The 17,205-nt window shown below is 53.9% G+C and carries 18 protein-coding genes; 11 read left to right on the top strand and 7 right to left on the bottom strand.

What is annotated here, in order from left to right:
• The first annotated feature begins 94 nt into the window (after positions 1–94).
• Positions 95–1,090 carry a lipoyl synthase gene (lipA, locus tag TH3_RS10400; RefSeq protein WP_007089472.1) on the top strand — a complete coding sequence of 332 codons (996 nt, stop codon included), beginning with the start codon at positions 95–97 and terminating at the stop codon, positions 1,088–1,090.
• Positions 1,091–1,137: 47 nt separating this feature from the next.
• Positions 1,138–1,596, top strand: a complete 459-nt coding sequence (locus tag TH3_RS10395; protein ID WP_007089473.1) for a type II toxin-antitoxin system RatA family toxin — start codon at positions 1,138–1,140, stop codon at positions 1,594–1,596.
• A gap of 46 nt (positions 1,597–1,642) precedes the next feature.
• Here TH3_RS10395 and TH3_RS10390 read toward each other — a convergent pair whose 3' ends face one another.
• Together TH3_RS10390 and TH3_RS10385 are read right to left on the bottom strand one after the other, a co-directional pair.
• A complete protein-coding gene (locus tag TH3_RS10390; protein WP_007089474.1) occupies positions 1,643–2,146 on the bottom strand; it encodes a CinA family protein in 504 nt (167 codons plus the stop codon).
• Positions 2,147–2,152: 6 nt separating this feature from the next.
• On the bottom strand, positions 2,153–2,635 hold the full coding sequence (locus TH3_RS10385) for a phosphatidylglycerophosphatase A family protein (protein WP_007089475.1): 483 nt from the start codon (positions 2,633–2,635) through the stop codon (positions 2,153–2,155).
• A 225-nt stretch (positions 2,636–2,860) separates the two neighbouring features.
• Between TH3_RS10385 and TH3_RS10380 the strand changes: the two genes are divergently transcribed.
• Both TH3_RS10380 and TH3_RS10375 read left to right on the top strand, forming a co-directional pair.
• Positions 2,861–4,207 (top strand): M23 family metallopeptidase, encoded by a 1,347-nt coding sequence (locus tag TH3_RS10380; protein ID WP_007089476.1) that lies wholly within the window; start codon positions 2,861–2,863, stop codon positions 4,205–4,207.
• Complete coding sequence (locus TH3_RS10375) at positions 4,167–4,625, top strand: bactofilin family protein (RefSeq protein ID WP_007089477.1); 459 nt, start codon at positions 4,167–4,169, stop codon at positions 4,623–4,625. Before TH3_RS10380 ends, TH3_RS10375 begins: the two co-directional genes overlap by 41 nt.
• Positions 4,626–4,753: 128 nt before the next feature.
• On the opposite strand, the gene TH3_RS10370 is transcribed toward TH3_RS10375, so the two are convergent.
• Positions 4,754–5,452 (bottom strand): haloacid dehalogenase type II, encoded by a 699-nt coding sequence (locus TH3_RS10370; protein ID WP_007089478.1) that lies wholly within the window; start codon positions 5,450–5,452, stop codon positions 4,754–4,756.
• 107 nt (positions 5,453–5,559) lie between these two features.
• On the bottom strand, positions 5,560–7,602 hold the full coding sequence (locus TH3_RS10365) for a lytic transglycosylase domain-containing protein (protein WP_007089479.1): 2,043 nt from the start codon (positions 7,600–7,602) through the stop codon (positions 5,560–5,562).
• 209 nt (positions 7,603–7,811) lie between these two features.
• Between TH3_RS10365 and dapA the strand changes: the two genes are divergently transcribed.
• The 4 genes from dapA to TH3_RS10345 all read left to right on the top strand — a co-directional run bounded on the left by dapA (position 7,812) and on the right by TH3_RS10345 (position 10,565).
• A complete protein-coding gene (gene dapA, locus TH3_RS10360) occupies positions 7,812–8,690 on the top strand; it encodes a 4-hydroxy-tetrahydrodipicolinate synthase (protein ID WP_007089480.1) in 879 nt (292 codons plus the stop codon).
• 30 nt (positions 8,691–8,720) lie between these two features.
• A complete protein-coding gene (gene smpB, locus TH3_RS10355; RefSeq protein WP_007089481.1) occupies positions 8,721–9,197 on the top strand; it encodes an SsrA-binding protein SmpB in 477 nt (158 codons plus the stop codon).
• Between the two features lie 119 nt (positions 9,198–9,316).
• Positions 9,317–9,976, top strand: a complete 660-nt coding sequence (locus TH3_RS10350) for a sulfite oxidase-like oxidoreductase (protein ID WP_007089482.1) — start codon at positions 9,317–9,319, stop codon at positions 9,974–9,976.
• Between the two features lie 88 nt (positions 9,977–10,064).
• Positions 10,065–10,565: a glutathione peroxidase gene (locus tag TH3_RS10345; protein WP_139328143.1), complete on the top strand. Its 501-nt coding sequence runs from the start codon at positions 10,065–10,067 to the stop codon at positions 10,563–10,565.
• 12 nt (positions 10,566–10,577) lie between these two features.
• Here TH3_RS10345 and recQ read toward each other — a convergent pair whose 3' ends face one another.
• From recQ to TH3_RS10330, 3 genes are all read right to left on the bottom strand, one after another.
• Positions 10,578–12,428 (bottom strand): DNA helicase RecQ, encoded by a 1,851-nt coding sequence (gene recQ / locus TH3_RS10340; protein ID WP_007089484.1) that lies wholly within the window; start codon positions 12,426–12,428, stop codon positions 10,578–10,580.
• A 1-nt stretch (position 12,429) separates the two neighbouring features.
• Positions 12,430–13,071, bottom strand: coding sequence for a uracil-DNA glycosylase (locus TH3_RS10335; RefSeq protein WP_007089485.1), 642 nt, complete (start codon positions 13,069–13,071; stop codon positions 12,430–12,432).
• 65 nt (positions 13,072–13,136) lie between these two features.
• Positions 13,137–13,745, bottom strand: coding sequence for a LabA-like NYN domain-containing protein (locus TH3_RS10330; RefSeq protein WP_007089486.1), 609 nt, complete (start codon positions 13,743–13,745; stop codon positions 13,137–13,139).
• 191 nt (positions 13,746–13,936) lie between these two features.
• Between TH3_RS10330 and folK the strand changes: the two genes are divergently transcribed.
• The 3 genes from folK to TH3_RS10315 all read left to right on the top strand — a co-directional run bounded on the left by folK (position 13,937) and on the right by TH3_RS10315 (position 17,202).
• Entirely contained in the window at positions 13,937–14,464 is a 528-nt protein-coding gene (gene folK, locus TH3_RS10325; protein WP_007089487.1) for a 2-amino-4-hydroxy-6-hydroxymethyldihydropteridine diphosphokinase, read from the top strand.
• A 116-nt stretch (positions 14,465–14,580) separates the two neighbouring features.
• Positions 14,581–14,919 (top strand): DNA-directed RNA polymerase subunit omega, encoded by a 339-nt coding sequence (gene rpoZ / locus TH3_RS10320; protein ID WP_007089488.1) that lies wholly within the window; start codon positions 14,581–14,583, stop codon positions 14,917–14,919.
• A gap of 141 nt (positions 14,920–15,060) precedes the next feature.
• The gene (locus tag TH3_RS10315) at positions 15,061–17,202 is read left to right on the top strand and encodes a RelA/SpoT family protein (RefSeq protein WP_007089489.1); all 2,142 of its coding nucleotides are present in this window, start codon (positions 15,061–15,063) and stop codon (positions 17,200–17,202) included.
• Positions 17,203–17,205 lie beyond the last annotated feature (3 nt).

Raw genomic sequence — 17,205 nt, 5'->3', positions numbered from 1 at the left:
ATGCCCGGTATGACCGTTTTGGACGATTGTCGGTTTGACAAATGCGTGACGTGGCGGCACATTGCCGCCCGTCCAATCCTTCGGAGGTAACTCTATGTCGACGGCGCGCAACGAAGCACAGGCACTTCGTCACCCGGAAAAGCAGAAACGCCCGGATCGTCCGTCCGGACGCAAGCCCGAATGGATTCGCGTCAAGGCGCCAACCTCGAAGGGGTATCAGGAAACGCGCGAACTTGCGCGCGGCCTTAATTTGCATACCGTCTGCGAAGAAGCGGCGTGCCCGAACATTGGTGAATGCTGGCAGAAGAAACACGCATCCTTCATGATCATGGGGGATACCTGCACGCGTGCCTGTTCGTTCTGTAACGTCAAGACCGGCATGCCCGGTGCGCTTGACCCGTTCGAGCCGGAAAACCTTGCGATGGCGGTTGCCGACATGGCGCTTAAACATGTCGTGATCACCTCGGTCGACCGTGATGATCTGGCCGATGGTGGGGCTGCACATTTTGCCCGCGTGATCGAGGCGATCCGCCATAAATCGCCGGAAACCACGATTGAAATTCTGACCCCCGATTTCCGCGATAAGCCAGGTGCCGTTGAAATCGTTGCCCGTGCACGTCCGGACGTTTTCAACCATAACCTTGAAACCGTTCCCAGACTCTATACCTCGATCCGGCCGGGCGCGCGCTATTACCAGTCGCTGCGCATTCTTGATCGCGTCAAACAGATTGATCCGACGATCTTTACCAAATCGGGCCTGATGGTCGGGTTTGGTGAAGAACGCCATGAACTGGCACAGGTCATGGACGATCTGCGGGTTGCGGATGTCGACTTCCTGACGATTGGCCAGTATTTGCAGCCAACCCTTAAGCACGAGCCGGTGAACCGCTTTGTGACGCCGGACGAATTCAAGGATTACGCCTCGATGGCACGCGGCAAGGGCTTCCTGATGGTGTCGGCAACGCCGCTGACGCGTTCAAGCTATCATGCGGACCGTGATTTCGAGGAACTGCGCAAGGCACGCGAAAGAAAGCTTGCGGCTGCTGACGAAGCCAAAGCCAGAATGCAGGCAACAACAGCGGCACAGTAAGTGCGCCGCATTTCAAACCGATAAACGCGACGACAAAGGAGATCAGGGTGCCGACGCATGCGGAGCGCAGGAAACTGCCCTATACGCCGGAACAGCTGTTTGACCTCGTCGCGGATATCGATTCCTATTCGGAATTTCTGCCATGGTGTGTGGCATCCCGTGTGCGCAAGCGCGATGGCGATGTTTTGCATGCCGATCTGGTGATCGGTTTCAAAATGTTTCGCGAAAAATACACATCAAAAGTCACGCTACAGCGCCCGGATCGGGTCGATGTCGAATATCTGCAGGGGCCGTTCAAGTACCTTAACAATCACTGGGTGTTTGAACCGGCGGAAGACGGTGGAACGTGGCTCGACTTCTTTGTCGATTTCGAATTCCGTTCTGCCCTGTTGCAGAAGATGATCGGGGTCGTGTTCAACGAGGCCGTCAAATTGATGGTCGGTGCATTTGAAACCCGCGCCCATCAGGTTTATGGCGAGCCGGACAAGGCCCTGTCAGATCGGTGAGTGCATGTTGCATTCACGCTGCAGGGGCGATGACGCGCCAACCTGATTAACCGGTTTTGCCAACCATTTCCGAAAGCATGTCATAGGCGTCGATGATGGTTGCCTTGCGTACCGCGTGGCGATCACCGTCATAGACCCGGCGACGGTGCAGGATAGGCCGACCTTTTCCGGCGCACGCAAGATGGACAAGACCAACCGGTTTTTCATCTGATCCGCCGCCCGGTCCGGCGATGCCGGTAACCGCGACAGCCAGTGTTGCCAGTGGTGCGCGGATCAGTGCGCCTTCGGCCATTGCGCGCGCGACCGGTTCTGAGACGGCACCATAGGTATCAAGCAATTCCTGCGGTACGCCGATCAGGCCGTGTTTTGCTTCGTTGGAATAAGTCACAAAGCCGCAATCGACAACGGACGAACTGCCATCAACGGCCGTTAGCCCGCCAGCTATAAGCCCGCCGGTACAGGATTCTGCGGTTGCGATCATTTCGCCTTTGGATTTGCATAGGGCAATCAGGTTTTCTGCGCGCGCAAGAATATCCGGTTCGATGTTCATGGGCGGTCAAACTCCTGCAAAGTAGCGGGCGGCGATCAATACAAACATGCCAAATATGCCCGCAAGGATGTCATCAAGCATGATGCCAAAACCGCCGCTGATCCGGCGGTCGATCCAGCGGATCGGCCAGGGTTTCAGAATATCGAAAAACCGGAACATGACAAATGCCGCCGCCAGCCAGCCGAGATCGGCAAGCCCGTTGCCCAGCGGAACGACAAGTATGCAAAGCCATTGCCCTGCAACTTCGTCGATGACGATTTCACCGGGATCGTGAACCCCGATCATCTCGCTGTATTTATGGGAAATCGGAATTCCGACAAGGAATACGATGACAATTCCGGCCAACAGAGCCGGGTATCCCAGCAAAACGGCAATTGCCCAGCCCACAGGAACAGCGGCCAGCGATCCCATCGTGCCAGGTGCCTTGGTGGTTCGTCCGCTGTAAAACCATGTTGCAGCACAGGTCAGCATGAATTGGGATAAACGCATGTTTTGAACGCTGTTGAATTCATCGGGAGATCATTGAGTAACATATTGAAGTGCAAAGCAGATGATTTTTTTACCCTTAAGGATGTGTTAACGTGCTTGCCTGTCTTCGCGCTAACAGGTAGCGTAAAGAAAATAGATATTCAGCCGGGGTCTGAAAAAAAACGGTTGTGCGTCGATTTCGTATCGAACGGGCAATGTTGGGTAAATAGGGGTTAGACACTGAGTATGTCGGCGTTCGAACGTGGCCGTCGCCTGATTGAAAAATGGTTTCCGGACCGGCACATCCTTGTGCGGTCCAATGATTCCGTTTCTCAAGTGCGGATTGGCAAATACGCTCAACTGACATTGGCATCGGTCGGGGTCCTTGCGATCACCTGGACGGTCGGGGTATCAGGTTATTCCTGGTATCTTGATCAACGGCTTGCCGCGCGTGAAGAACAGCTGTTTCGCAGCGAGCTTTCCTACAATCAGTTGATCGCACGTGTCACCGAAAGCCAGCGCCGTTTTGGTGAAATCACCTCACAGATGGAAGATACCCACCGTAATCTTCTGTCGATGGCTGAAAAGAATTTGATGCTGCAGGCCCGGGTTCAGGATTACACCTCGAAACTGGCAGTCAGTGAAAAGGAAAAAGTCCAGATTTCCGCCTTGCGGACATCCATGGATAATCAGATGAACGCGCTACAGACCCAGATTGACGGTATTACCAACCGCAATCTTGCGTTGCGCGACGAACTGGAAACTGTCGAAACCGTCATGTCGCGGGTTATGCGTGAACGTGATCAGGCAATGCAGCGTTCGAAAAAACTGCAATCGGAACTTGGTGAAGCACGTCAGCGGATTGCCGATCTGCATACCATCCAGAAGCAGGCGATGCAGCGCGTGGCGGAAACCGCCGACAGCACCATTCTGGAGCTGGAATCGGTGCTGGAAATGACCGGTCTTACGATGGACGAGGTTATTACGCCGCCCATGAAGCCGCAGGCGTCTGGAAGCGGCGAAGTTGCCGGTGGTGTGGGGGGACCGTTTGTGGCGTTCGAGCCCGAGAACCCCGAGGACGAACAGTTTGTAAATGTGGCACTTGCCGTTGGTGATCGTATGGATCAGCTGGTAAGTCTGCATGAAAGAATAAAAAGAACCCCGTTGGGGGAGCCTGCGGATTCCTATTACCTGTCCAGTTCTTTCGGGAAGCGCAAGGATCCTATCAACGGTAAGTGGGCTTTTCATTCCGGCGTTGATCTTGCCGGGCCCATGAAAACACCAATCTATGCGACGGCCCCCGGAAAGGTGGTGTTCGCCGGATGGAGCGGAAAATACGGGAAGATGGTTGAAATTGACCATGGTAACGGCCTTCGAACCCGTTTCGGACATCTATACAAGGTCCTCGTCAAGAAGGGCGACGAAGTGAATTTAAAGGGCAAAATCGCATTGATGGGAAGTACCGGCCGTAGTACCGGCAGCCACGTGCACTATGAAGTTCTGGTTCACGATAAGCAGGTAGACCCCATCAAGTTTATTGAGGCGGGACATTATGTTTTCAAAAACGAGCAAGAGACAGCAGACAACGACTAATTCCCATAATTCGGCGACCGAAAAAAGAGGCGGTCTGTCGATTATCAATTCCGATCTTCGGGTTACCGGTGATCTGATCTCTGAATCAGATGTTCAGGTGGACGGTTTTGTGAATGGCGACATTCGCACGCGCACCCTGACAATTGGTCAGAACGGCGAAGTCCGCGGCGAGATTGTCGCCGAAAAGGTTCGCATTTGTGGTTCTGTCACCGGTCAGGTTCGCGCCCGGGACGTTTCACTGGCGGAAACGGCCCGTATGCTGGGCGATATCCTTCATGAAAGCCTGTCGATCGAACCGGGTGCCCATATCGAAGGCCATTGCCGTCGCATTGAAGGTGCCGTCGAAGAGGGCGGTCTTACCGTCATTCAGGCCGGTCAGATCGTTGCCGCGAACGTGAAGAAAGAACACAAACAATAAAAGGTTTGTGTTGGCAATCTTTCCCGCAGGCCAGCAAAGAATATAAAACCCGGAAAAGCGGCAAATCGCTTTTCCGGGTTTTCTTTATTCGGTCTGATCGGGATTGGCGTGTTTCACTGGCCCGGTTTTCAGGCTTTTTCCGGCTGCGCGACCAGCGGCAGCAGCTCGTCCAGACCTTTTAAAACCACGTCTGCGCTATGAGACAGGCGTTCTGTTGGCTGATGTGTCCGGTTGATCCAGGCCGTGCGGAACCCGAAATGCCCGGCACCGGCAATATCCCATCCGTTAGACGACTGGAATGATATTTCGGCGGGCGTCAATTCTAGCTGGTCGACCGCAAGCTGATAGACATCGGGGTGCGGTTTATACGTTTTGATATCATCCACACAGATGATCTGGTCAAACAGTGACAGAATCCCGGATGCCTTTGCGGCTGAAATCAGCATATGTTTGGCGCCGTTCGAGAGGATCGCCAGCTTGTGCCCTTGGGATTTAAGTGTTTTCAGGGTTTCAACAACTTCGGGGAAAGTATCAAGCGACAGATAGGTTTCCATGAGTTTTGCGCGAAGGGCGGGGTCTTTTTTTCCGGTTGCTGCCATGGCGTAATCAAGAGCGTCACCGGTGACATTCCAGAAATCAGTGAAGTCGCCCATCAGACTGCGCAGCCATGTATATTCAAGCTGCTTTTGGCGCCAGATACTTGAAAGCCGGTCTGCTTCATCCCCGATGGTTTCCTTGAACCGGTCAACGGCCGATCCAACGTCGAACAGGGTACCATAGGCATCGAAAACGAATGCGCGGCAGGAAGTAAGTGCATTTTCTGACATTTGCTCTGGCCTCATCTGTCGGACTTGGTTTGATCGAATATGGTGTTCGCTTTGGCAAACCGCAAACGGTTCAACTGTCTCTAACGGATCGCTGTTGCTGGATCAAATCACTGGGAATTTGAGGGTGTTTCATCCTGCTGACCCATTGCGATTTCGTCGCGTGCGAAGCGTCGGCGATAGACATAGGTGCCTTCCATAACCCGCTGGACGTAATTGCGTGTCTCGCTATAGGGGATCATTTCGATCCAGTCGACCGGGTCAACATCGGCGTCTCGTGGATCACCATATTCTGCAATCCACTGTCTTACGCGGCTTGGACCGGCGTTATAGCTGGCGATGGTCAGTATTTCTTCACCATCCCAGCGATCCAGAAGTTTCGAAAGATATTCGCGCCCCAGCGAGATATTGAAGCCCGGATCGGCAGTCAGACGCGCGGTTTCGTATTCAAGATCAAGGTCCTTGGCCATGCGTTCGGCGGTTGCAGGCATCAACTGCATCAGGCCGCGTGCACCGGCCGACGAAACGGCTTCGGGGTTAAACAGGCTTTCCTGACGCATGATTGCGTGGACCAGTGCGGGGTCGGGATTGTGACCAAGCGGTACCTGTTCATGAATGGGATAGGCGGCATCCAGATATCCGCTACCGGTCCGGATGCTGCGTTTGGCGGCAATGATTGCAAGGTCGGCACGGCCATATTCGCGCGCAAGATCGGTTGCCATGGCGAGATATTCCGGCTCGTCATGCGCATAAACAAGCGCCATGACAAACGGACGAATGATGTTGCCAAGGCCCATCTCGCCAAGTTTGCGGGTAACCTGTGTCAGTTCCTGCGATTCGAAATCGGCGCGTTGCTGTTCCGTCGGGACGGGTTGTTCAACAGAGTAGGTGGGCTTGGCACCCAGTGCATCAATGGCAAGCTGGCCATAGAAGGTATGGGCGTGATCGGCTGCCAGCCTGTACCATTCGCGCGCCTTTTCCTTGTCCCCAATCGCATCGTTGGCCCGGCCGGCCCAATAGGCTCCGCGTGCACGGCTGATCGGGTATTGCACGACGTCATACTGGTTCTGGAAATGGGTCAGCGCGATGCGGGCATCGCCCAGGAATTCAAGGGCGATCCATCCGGCAAACCATTCTGCCTCGGCGATATCACCTGCATCACTTTGGCCATGATTGGCAACCAGACGATAGGCATCGGTAATATGCCCCTTCTGAAGGGCGCGGCGCGCAAGAATCGCCTTTTCAATCCACCAGTATTGCGGCCGGATTGAAATATAGGCGAGATCATTGGCCTGCGAGAGCAGCAGGTCACGCGCTTCCTGATCGCGGTCCTTTATCCGGCGCCAGCGAACGCGTTCATAGATAAGGCCCGGATCGTTCTGGTATTTTTTGGGGACACGGTTGATTGCGCCGTCAACACCGGGGTCGAGCGACCGCAAGGCTGCGCGTGCCTTGGCCAGCAAAAGATAATCGTTGCTGACATATTTTTCAGTGCGGCTTGCCGGTCCAAGACGACCCTCCCACAGAAGGCGGTCAAGGCGCTGTTGATGGGTTTCCTGATCGATATATTTGCCGTATCGATCCAGAAAACGCTTCTCCTGACCGGTGCCAAAGTTTTCATTCACCCAGCTGTTGCGTATGAGGGTGGTTGCGGCTTCGATTTCGCCGGTCACCAGAAGCGCCTTTATCTGGCGGGTGGCACCGTCTGCCGTAACCGGTGCGGACCGCTTGAACCATGCCAGTACGACATCGTCTGGAACGGCATCAGTCATGGCTTCTTCGGCGCGCTGACGCAGCAGTGACTGACTGGGCCATTTCGGATTGGCATCAATGAAATTTGTGATTTCTTCGAAACTGCGGCCGGAATTCGGGCTGATCAGCCACATCCACTCGCTGGCTTTCTGAAGCAGCGGGTCGTCAAAGTTGGGAAGAAGTTTTTCGAATGTTTTTGTGCGGCCGTCTTCCAGCGCATCAAGAAAAACATTCAGCCGCGCACGGCTAACCGACGAAAACGCCGGTGATGGCGGCAGTTCGGTCAGGATATTTTTATCCTGACTTGCGGCCAATGCCTTATCGCCAATCGGCGTCAGCAAAGTGAACATACCGAGTGCCAATGCGCAGATCGAAACACCGCAGAAAGACGCATGCGCCATTTAAAATTCCCCTTTTGCCTTACGGCAGGTAATGCGCTCCAGACACCCTTATTATGGCAGTGAAACAGCCAATTGCCAATCGGTCGTAAGACGAAAGAGTAACCTTGATCAAACAAGGCGCGCTTTAATGTATACAGACGCTTGCCGGATGCCTTAACAGCCGCTATTTTCGCGTCGCTTTCAATCCACGATAAGATTTGGAGATATCGATGTTTAAGGGTTCGATTACCGCTTTGATTACACCGTTCACACAGGATGGTGCAATCGATGAGAAAGCGTTCCAGTCGTTTGTGGATTGGCAACTTAAACAGGGCACGACCGGTGTTGTGCCGGTCGGAACCACGGGTGAATCGCCGACTTTGAGCCATGCGGAACACCACCGCGTTGTCGAACTGGCACTTGAAGTTGCCAAGGGCCGCGGCCCGGTTATCGCCGGAACCGGTTCAAATTCGACCGCCGAAGCGATTTCGCTGACCCGTCATGCCCAGAATGCCGGTGCGGATGCGGCACTTGTTGTAACACCGTATTACAATAAACCCGGTCAGCGTGGCCTGTATGCGCATTACAAGGCTATTCATGACGCGACCGATATTCCGATCGTGATCTACAACATTCCGGGCCGGTCGGTCGTGGACATGTCGGTTGATACGATGGCACAGCTTTCGAAACTGCCGCGTATCGTCGGTGTGAAGGACGCGACCAGCGATCTGGAACGTCCGGCATTGACGCGTTTGGCGGCAGGGGCGGATTTCTGCCAGTTGTCGGGCGAAGACGGCACCATTGTTCCGTTCCTGGCGCAGGGCGGGCATGGCTGCATTTCGGTCACGTCCAACATCGCGCCGAAGCTTTGCGCGGAATTGCACGCTGCATGGGCGGCCGGGAACATTGCCAAGGTTCAGGAGTTGAATTATCGACTTCTGCCGGTTCACAAGGCGATGTTCTGCGAAACCAGCCCGGGACCGGTCAAATATGCAGCCGAGCTTCTTGGCCTTTGCGGCAGCCACATGCGTCTGCCGATGGTCGAGATTACCGAAGAATCCAAGCAGCGCGTTGAATCCGCGCTGCGCACTGCCGGAATTTTGTCCTAAGGGATTAATTTCGGCCTACAAGTTGTTGTAATGGCACCGAAAAAAGAAGACAGCAATAATAAGGTCGTCGCGCAAAACAGGCGGGCCCGGTTTGATTTTTTCCTGACGGAAACTTTTGAAGCCGGGGTCGCCCTGCGCGGGACCGAGGTCAAGTCGCTTCGTGACGGCAAGGGGAACATTCAGGAATCCTATGCCGAAGAAAAGAACGGCGAGATCTGGCTGATTAATGCCTATATTCCGGAATATCAAAGCAAGATGCCGTTCGGCCATGAAGAACGCCGTCCGCGCAAACTGCTTCTGCATAAACGCGAAATCACGAAAATGAGTGACGCCCTAAACAAAAAGGGGTTCACCCTTGTTCCGGTGAAGCTTTATTTCAATGATCGAGGCATCGCCAAGCTTGAACTGGCGATCGCGGAAGGCAAGAAAAAGGCTGACAAGCGTGAAGCGGTCAAGGAACGTGACTGGCAGCGTGACAAGGCCCGGATCATGCGGGATTTCGGATAATAGTCCTGCCTCGCAAGCATGTGTATTGCTTGCCAATGGCGATAGAATGCATAAATGGCGCAGACATGGTGAACATGACTGCGCCATTTTTCGTATGATGTGGTCAGGGAGGATGATGAATGGCTGATGGTTTCAGTGGCAAGATCAAGGAAAAGCTGATCGAAGCGAAACAGAAATGGGCAGAAAACGGCCGTCTTTTGACGGGGCAGGCCGATCATGCACATGAAAATCGCCTGCCACCCGGCCAGCGCGAGGTCAAGGACTGGCCGGTGCTTGATCTTGGCATTACGCCGCATGTCGGAACGGATGACTTTCGTCTGACGATTGACGGCGAAGTTGAAAACCCGGTCACGCTTGATTTCGGGCAGTTGCTTGATCTGCCGCCCTTTATGGCCAAAAACGATATTCATTGCGTGACCAGCTGGTCGCGCTACGACAATCACTGGCAGGGTGTGTCAGCCTTATCGCTTGCCGATCTGGTAAAGCCGACATCAGATGCCCGTCATGTGCTTTTCACCGCCCATGACGGCTATACGACCAATGTGCGGATTGATCAGTTTATCGATGATGACGTGTTGCTGGCCCATCATTGGGAAGATGCGCCATTGACCGAGGAACATGGCGGCCCGGTTCGGGTGATCATCCCCAAGCTGTATTTCTGGAAAAGTGCAAAATGGGTGAAGCAGATAACATTTTCCAAAACCGACAAACCCGGATTTTGGGAAGTACGTGGCTATCACAATAATGCCGATCCATGGACGGAAGAGCGATATGGCTAGGAAAACCAGAACTTTCGGAAACGGAATGCGGAATCTGTTGAATACCGGTTTGTGCGGCTTCATTTGCCTGATAATTGGAAATTCTGCCATGGCCAGCGATAAAGCGACCAACGCCTATGATTTTTCATTCCCGTCGATTGACGGGGGCGAAATCGACCTTGCGGATTATCGCGGCAAGGCGGTTCTGGTCGTCAATACGGCGTCGATGTGTGGTTACACCCCGCAATATACCGGGCTTCAGGCGCTATGGTCGGACTATCGGGCCGACGGATTGGTTGTTCTGGGGGTTCCTTCGGGCGATTTCGGCGGGCAGGAATACGCCGATGACAGCGAAATCAAGGATTTCTGTACCGTCAATTTTGATGTCGATTTCCCGATGACCACCAAACAGTCGGTTCGCGGAGAAGATGCGCATCCGTTCTTTAAATGGGCGGAGGCCGAACTTGGCAGCGATCAGGCCCCGAAATGGAATTTCCACAAATATCTGGTCGATCCGAACGGCAATCTGGTTGCCAGTTTTGCCACCCGGATCAAGCCGGAAGATGATGTGGTTGTGAGTGCAATCAAGGAAGCACTGTCAGGGTCTTGATGCCGGTCCCGATCAGCGCCGACCATCCATGACATCAAGGAAAACAAGACCGTACTGGTCGAGTTTCTTGACGCCAACCCCGTTGATTGATGCCATATCCTGCAATGTCCGTGGTTTGAAGCGGACCATTTCCCAAAGGGTTCTGTCACTGAAAATGACATAAGGCGGAACATTCTGGCTGGTGGCAAGCTCGTGGCGCAGGGTGCGCAGGCGCTCCCACAGATCACGATCTTCCTCGTTCTCGAACTCGGTATCGAAATCACGCAGCCGCTTGGTCATGGTGCGTTTGCTTTCGCCCGGGTCCTTGCGCATTTCGACGACTTTTTCACCGCGCAGGACGGGGCGGGATTCTTCGGTCAGGTAAACGCCACCGTGCCCCTCGACATCGACCTGAAGATATCCCATGGCAAGCAACTGGCGGAAAACCGACCGCCATTGCGGTTGGGAAACATCCTTGCCAATACCATAGACCGAAAGATCGTCATGGCTGTTCTGACGGATTTTTTCGGTTTTGCGTCCCATCAGAACTTCGATGATGTGGGCTGGACCGAACCGCTGTCCGGTACGATAGACCGCCGAAAGTGCCTTACGCGATGCCTCGGTCGCATCCCAGGTATCGACCGGTTCAAGGCAGGTATCGCAATTGCCGCAGGGTTTTGTGTCTTCTTCGCCGAAATAGGACAAAATCACCTGTCGGCGGCATCTGGTGGTTTCGGCAAGGCCAACCAGCGCATCGAGCTTGCGGCTTTCGATGCGTTTCTGACTGTCGGGCGCATCGGATGATGCCAGCATGGAACGAATGGAAACGATATCGGATAGATCGTAATTCATCCATGCATTGGCTGGCAGACCATCGCGGCCCGCACGGCCGGTTTCCTGATAATAGGCTTCCATGCTCTTGGGCAGGTTCAGATGGGCGACAAAACGGACATTCGGCTTGTCGATCCCCATGCCAAAGGCGACCGTGGCGCAAATGATCAGACCGTCCTCGCGCAGGAACCTGTCCTGATGAAGCTGTCTTGTTTCCTGTGTCAGACCTGCGTGATAAGGCAAGGCCGGGCGACCGTTATCGGTAAGCCATTGCGCGACATCCTCGGTCTTGCGACGCGACAGGCAATAGACAATCCCGGCATCTTCGGGATGCTCACGGTTCAGAAACGACAGAAGGCGCTGCTTTGAATTGCCCTTTGTTTCGATCCGATAGGTAATGTTCGGGCGGTCAAAGCCGGTCAGGAAGCATTGCGCATTTGTCAGATGCAGGTTTTCGGCAATGTCCTTGCGGGTTGGCGTGTCCGCAGTTGCGGTCAAGGCAACCCGCGGCACATGCGGGAAACGCGTTGGCAGAAGGTCAAGCCGACGGTATTCCGGGCGGAAATCATGCCCCCATTGCGAAACACAGTGTGCTTCGTCAATGGCAAACAGCGATATGCTGATCCGGTCAAGCAGGTTCAGAAAACGATCCGTCGCAAACCGTTCCGGGGCGACATAAAGCAGATCGATATCGCCATCAATTGCGCGGGTTTCGATTTCGCGCGCCGCGTCCGGGGAAAGTGTTGAATTGATAAAGGCCGCCTTGACGCCAAGCTGGCTTAGCGCATCGACCTGATCCTTCATCAAGGCAATCAGGGGCGATACAACAATTGCCGTTCCCGAACGACAAAGGGCAGGGATCTGATAACACAAAGATTTGCCGCCACCGGTCGGCATCAGGACCAGTGCATCGTTTCCGGCAATCACATGATCGATGATTTCGGCCTGCTGACCGCGAAAACTGTCATAGCCAAAAACTTCCCGCAGGACGTCAATCGGCAGACGTTGCGCAGGTCGGTCGAGCAGGTCGGGTAGTGGTGCTGTATCGGGCAATTTAACGGTCCAGATGTGCGCGGATATCGACAAAGACGTTTTCAAACATCTCTGGCGTCAGGCGATAGGTCTGGGTGTTGTAGCGCGAACAGTGATAGCTATCAAACAGTGTAATCCCGTTTTCCATTTGATGGGATGCCCCATGACCGAATTTCAGGGATGAAAGCTTCAGGCCAAAGGTGCGCAGCATTGCCTGATGGGCCACCTGTCCAAGGCACAGAATGGCCGAAAGGTTTTTCATCGCGGCAAATTCACTGATCAGGAAGGGGCGGCAGGTATTGGCTTCGGGGCCTGTCGGCTTGTTTTCAGGCGGTACGCATTTGACGGCATTGGTGATTCGGCAATCAACCAGTTCAAGCCCGTCGTCGGGGCGCTTTGCATAGGTGCCCGTGGCGAAGCCGAATTTCTTGAGCGTGCCGTAAAGCAGATCACCGGCATAATCACCGGTGAAAGGACGGCCGGTTGCATTCGCCCCCTTTAACCCCGGGGCAAGACCGACGACAAGCAGACGTGCGTCAAGGGGGCCGAACGGGCGGACGGGGCCGTTATAAAAATCGGGAAACTTTGCCTGATTGGCACGGCGGAACTCAACAAGGCGCGGGCAAAGTAGGCAGTCCCTGTCGGGTTGCAGATAGGTGGTCATGACGTGTCCGACAGTTTGCCGGGCGCAATGCGTGCTGCGCCCGGTCGTTTAGTTGAAAAAGGTGATTAATCGAAATCAATTTCATTCAGATCAGGATGTTCCGGGTGATCATCAAAATCCGGATGATCGTCTTCGCGACGCTGCTGAATCTTGCGGGCGATTGTCCCTTCCAGTTCCGTCAGCTCGATAAAGTTGTCGGCCTGACGACGCAATTCATCGGCAACCATTGGCGGATTTGATTTCACGGTCGACACAACAGTGACACGAACGCCTTTGCGCTGAACAGCGTCAACAAGGCGGCGGAAATCGCCATCGCCGGAGAAAATGACAACATGATCAAGATGTTGTGCCATTTCCATCACGTCGATTGCCAGCTCGATATCCATGTTGCCTTTGATCTTGCGGCGACCTGCGGCATCGGTGAATTCCTTGGTCGGTTTGGTGACCATGGTATAGCCGTTATAGTCAAGCCAGTCGACGAGCGGACGGATGGGGGAATATTCCTGATCTTCGATCAGTGCGGTGTAATAAAAGGCCCGGATCAGTTGACCTTTTTGTGCAAAAAGATCAAGTAAGCGTTTGTAATCTATGTCGAAACCAAGGGCCCTGGCCGCGGCATAGAGGTTCGAGCCGTCAATGAACAGCCCGATGCGTTCCTGCGGGTAAAAAATCATCTGAAAATTCCTCAAACATAGCTTTTTAATAATGCCGTTTCCAAAATTCGGGAAACGCCGACTTTTTTACCGTGCAACTGCACACAAAGAAAGGGCGAAAATATCGTGGACACAACGGGATCGCTTCCGTAGTTATGCGCCAGCATCCCCGCAAATGATGTGTAACAGCCAGCTTCGTGAGCAAGTCGACCATGAACAACGATACTGCCCGTAATGACAGGGTGATTCTGATCGCCTTTGGAGCCAATCTTCCTACGGAGGAATATGGGGCACCAGCCGATACATTGAAAGCAGCCCTTAGACGATTGACCGAGGGTGGCGACATTTCTGTGGCAAACGTATCCCCGTTCTACGAGACGGCACCGGTTCCGGTTTCGGATCAGCCTTGGTATGTCAACGGCGTTGCGCGGCTTGAAACCGCTTTGGGTGCGCATGATCTCCTGGCACGTCTTCATCATGTCGAGGCGGAATTTGGCCGCGTTCGGCGCGAAAGAAACGAAGCACGGGTGATTGATCTTGATCTGATTGCTTATGGGGATGATCTGCTGATCGAGGAGGGCGGCATTCAGGTGCCCCATCCCCGCATGCACCAACGGGCGTTCGTTCTGCTGCCGCTGCGCGATATCGTGCCCGAATGGCGTCATCCGCAACTTCATCGGTCGATTAACGATCTGATATCGGACCTTCCGACGGATCAGGAAATCCGAAAACAATCCTGATATGCAAAAAATCCGCTAAAAACCTGTTCATCCCGATGGCTTCGCTGTTGCAACAAAGCAAATGCGACGCTATAAAGTCCGGTCTGGACACCCCAAAAGTATTTCTGGAGACATTTATGGCGCGCGTTACCGTCGAAGATTGCGTTGAAAAGATTCCGAACCGCTTCGAGCTCGTGATGCTGGCAGCTCAGCGTGCACGCAACATCTCGGCCGGTGCCGAACTGACCATTGATCGTGACAACGACAAGAACCCGGTTGTCGCTTTGCGTGAAATCGCAGAACAGACCGTTGATTATGACGATCTGCGCAATGGCATGGTTTCCGGCCTGCAGCGGCATGTTGAAGTCGATGAACCCGAAGAATCCGAAGACGATTTTGGTCCGAAACTGATGGCAGAAGCAATTCAGGATGCCTCGGTTGGTGTGACCATTCCGTCTGCTGACGAAGACGAATAAGACCAAAGAAATTTTGTTCTGAGGCAAAGTTCAAAAGAAAAGCCACGGTGATTATCTTCCGTGGCTTTTTTTTATCCAAATCGTACTATCTTATGAAAGGGCCGGATTTCGGCCTTTGGATGAATACGGAGAAGCCACTGAATGATGCGCCAATACGAACTTGTGGAACGGGTTAAGGCCTATGATCCGGATGCATGCGAAACATCGCTGAACCGGGCATATGTCTATGCGACCCAGAAACATGGTTCGCAAAAGCGTGCCAATGGCGACCCGTACTTTTCCCATCCGATCGAAGTTGCAGGTATCCTGACGAACTACAAGCTGGATTGCGACACGATCATCACGGCGCTGCTGCACGACACCATCGAAGACACCGACGCAACGCCGCAGGAAATTACCAAGCTGTTTGGCAGCAACATCATGAAGCTGGTCGATGGTGTGACCAAGCTGACACAGATTGAACTGAAATCTGCCGATTCAAAGCAGGCGGAGAATTTCCGCAAGCTGTTGCTGGCGATGTCCGAGGACATCCGTGTTCTTCTGGTGAAGCTTGCGGACCGGTTGCATAATATGCGCACGCTGCATTACATCCCGAAGCCGGAAAAACGGGTGCGGATTGCGGCAGAAACGCTTGAGATTTATGCCCCGCTTGCCGAACGCATCGGTATGCATGACATCAAGGAAGAACTTGAAGATCTCGCCTTTCAGCATATCAATCCCGAAGCACGTGATTCGATCCGAGCCCGGCTGGAATTCCTGCGCGAGAAGGACGACAATGTCGTCAACCGCATCGTTACCGAGCTAAAAGACGTCATCAGCCGCCAGGGGCTGTCGGTCGATATTTACGGACGTGAAAAACGGCCATATTCGATCTGGCAGAAGATGCAGCGCAAGAACATCACGTTTGGCGAGCTGTCAGACATCATGGCGTTCCGCGTTCTGGTCGATGACATGCCGCAATGCTATGAGGTTCTTGGCTATCTGCATGCCAATTACAAGGTCATTCCGGGCCGGTTCAAGGATTACATATCAACGCCCAAGCCCAACGGTTACCGGTCGATACATACCACCGTCCTTGGCCCTGAAAACCATCGCATCGAAGTGCAAATCCGCACGCGACAGATGCACGAGGTCAACGAGAACGGTGTTGCTGCGCACTGGGCCTACAAGCAGGGCAGCGGGGATGAAAACAAGGAAGGCGTTCAGTATCGCTGGCTGCGCGATCTGCTTGATATCCTTGAACACGCATCCGAGCCCGAAGAGTTTCTGGAACATACCAAGCTGGCGATGTTCCAGGATCAGGTATTCTGTTTCAGCCCCAAGGGCGATGTGATTGCCCTGCCTGCTGGTGCGACGCCGGTTGATTTCGCATACATGATCCACACCCATATCGGCGACACCTGTGTCGGGGCGAAGGTCAACGGCGCGATGGTGCCGTTGCGCACGACGCTGAACAATGGCGATCAGATCGAAATTGTCACCTCGAAGGCGCAGACCCCGAATCCGACATGGGAGCGCTTCGTTGTTACAGGCAAGGCGCGCGCGCGTATTCGCCGCTTTATCCGACAGCAACAGGACGACCAATACAAGGACCTTGGGAAAGCCATCCTGCAGAAGGCATTCCGCCAGGAAGGTTATGACTATTCCGACAAGGCCATTGATGGCGTATTGAAGATCTTCAAAATGCCGAGTGTTGATACGCTTCTGGCATCTGTTGGTGCGGGACATCATACCGGTCGGGAAGTCGTGCATGCGGTGTTCCCGGGCTCAAAGGACGTCGAAACCGCCCGGAAAGTGATCCCGCATGAGCGTGCGCGAAACCGCAAGCATGATCACGCCATACCGCTTAAGGGGCTGATACCGGGAATGGCCGTGCATTATGCCGGTTGCTGCCATCCGTTGCCGGGGGACCGCATTGTCGGGATCGTCACGACCGGCAAGGGCGTTACCATTCACACGATTGATTGCGATACGCTTGAAACCTTTACCGAACAGCCGGAACGCTGGCTTGATGTCGGCTGGGATAATGACGGTGAACCAGAACATTTCATCGGCCGCCTTGGCCTTACGGTTGGCCATGAACAGGGGGCATTAAGTTCCATTACCAGTGTGATTGCCAAGAACCATGGCAACATCACCAACCTTCGCTTCACCAACCGCACGCAGGATTTCTTTGAAATGCTGATCGATATTGATGTGGTTGACGTCAAACATCTGACCAACATTATCGCGGCATTGCGCGCGACACCTGTGGTCAACACCGTCGAGCGTGCACGCGGATGAAAC

This window comes from Thalassospira xiamenensis M-5 = DSM 17429, assembly GCF_000300235.2.
GTDB lineage: Bacteria > Pseudomonadota > Alphaproteobacteria > Rhodospirillales > Thalassospiraceae > Thalassospira > Thalassospira xiamenensis.
This window is presented reverse-complemented; position numbering and strand designations above follow the sequence as displayed.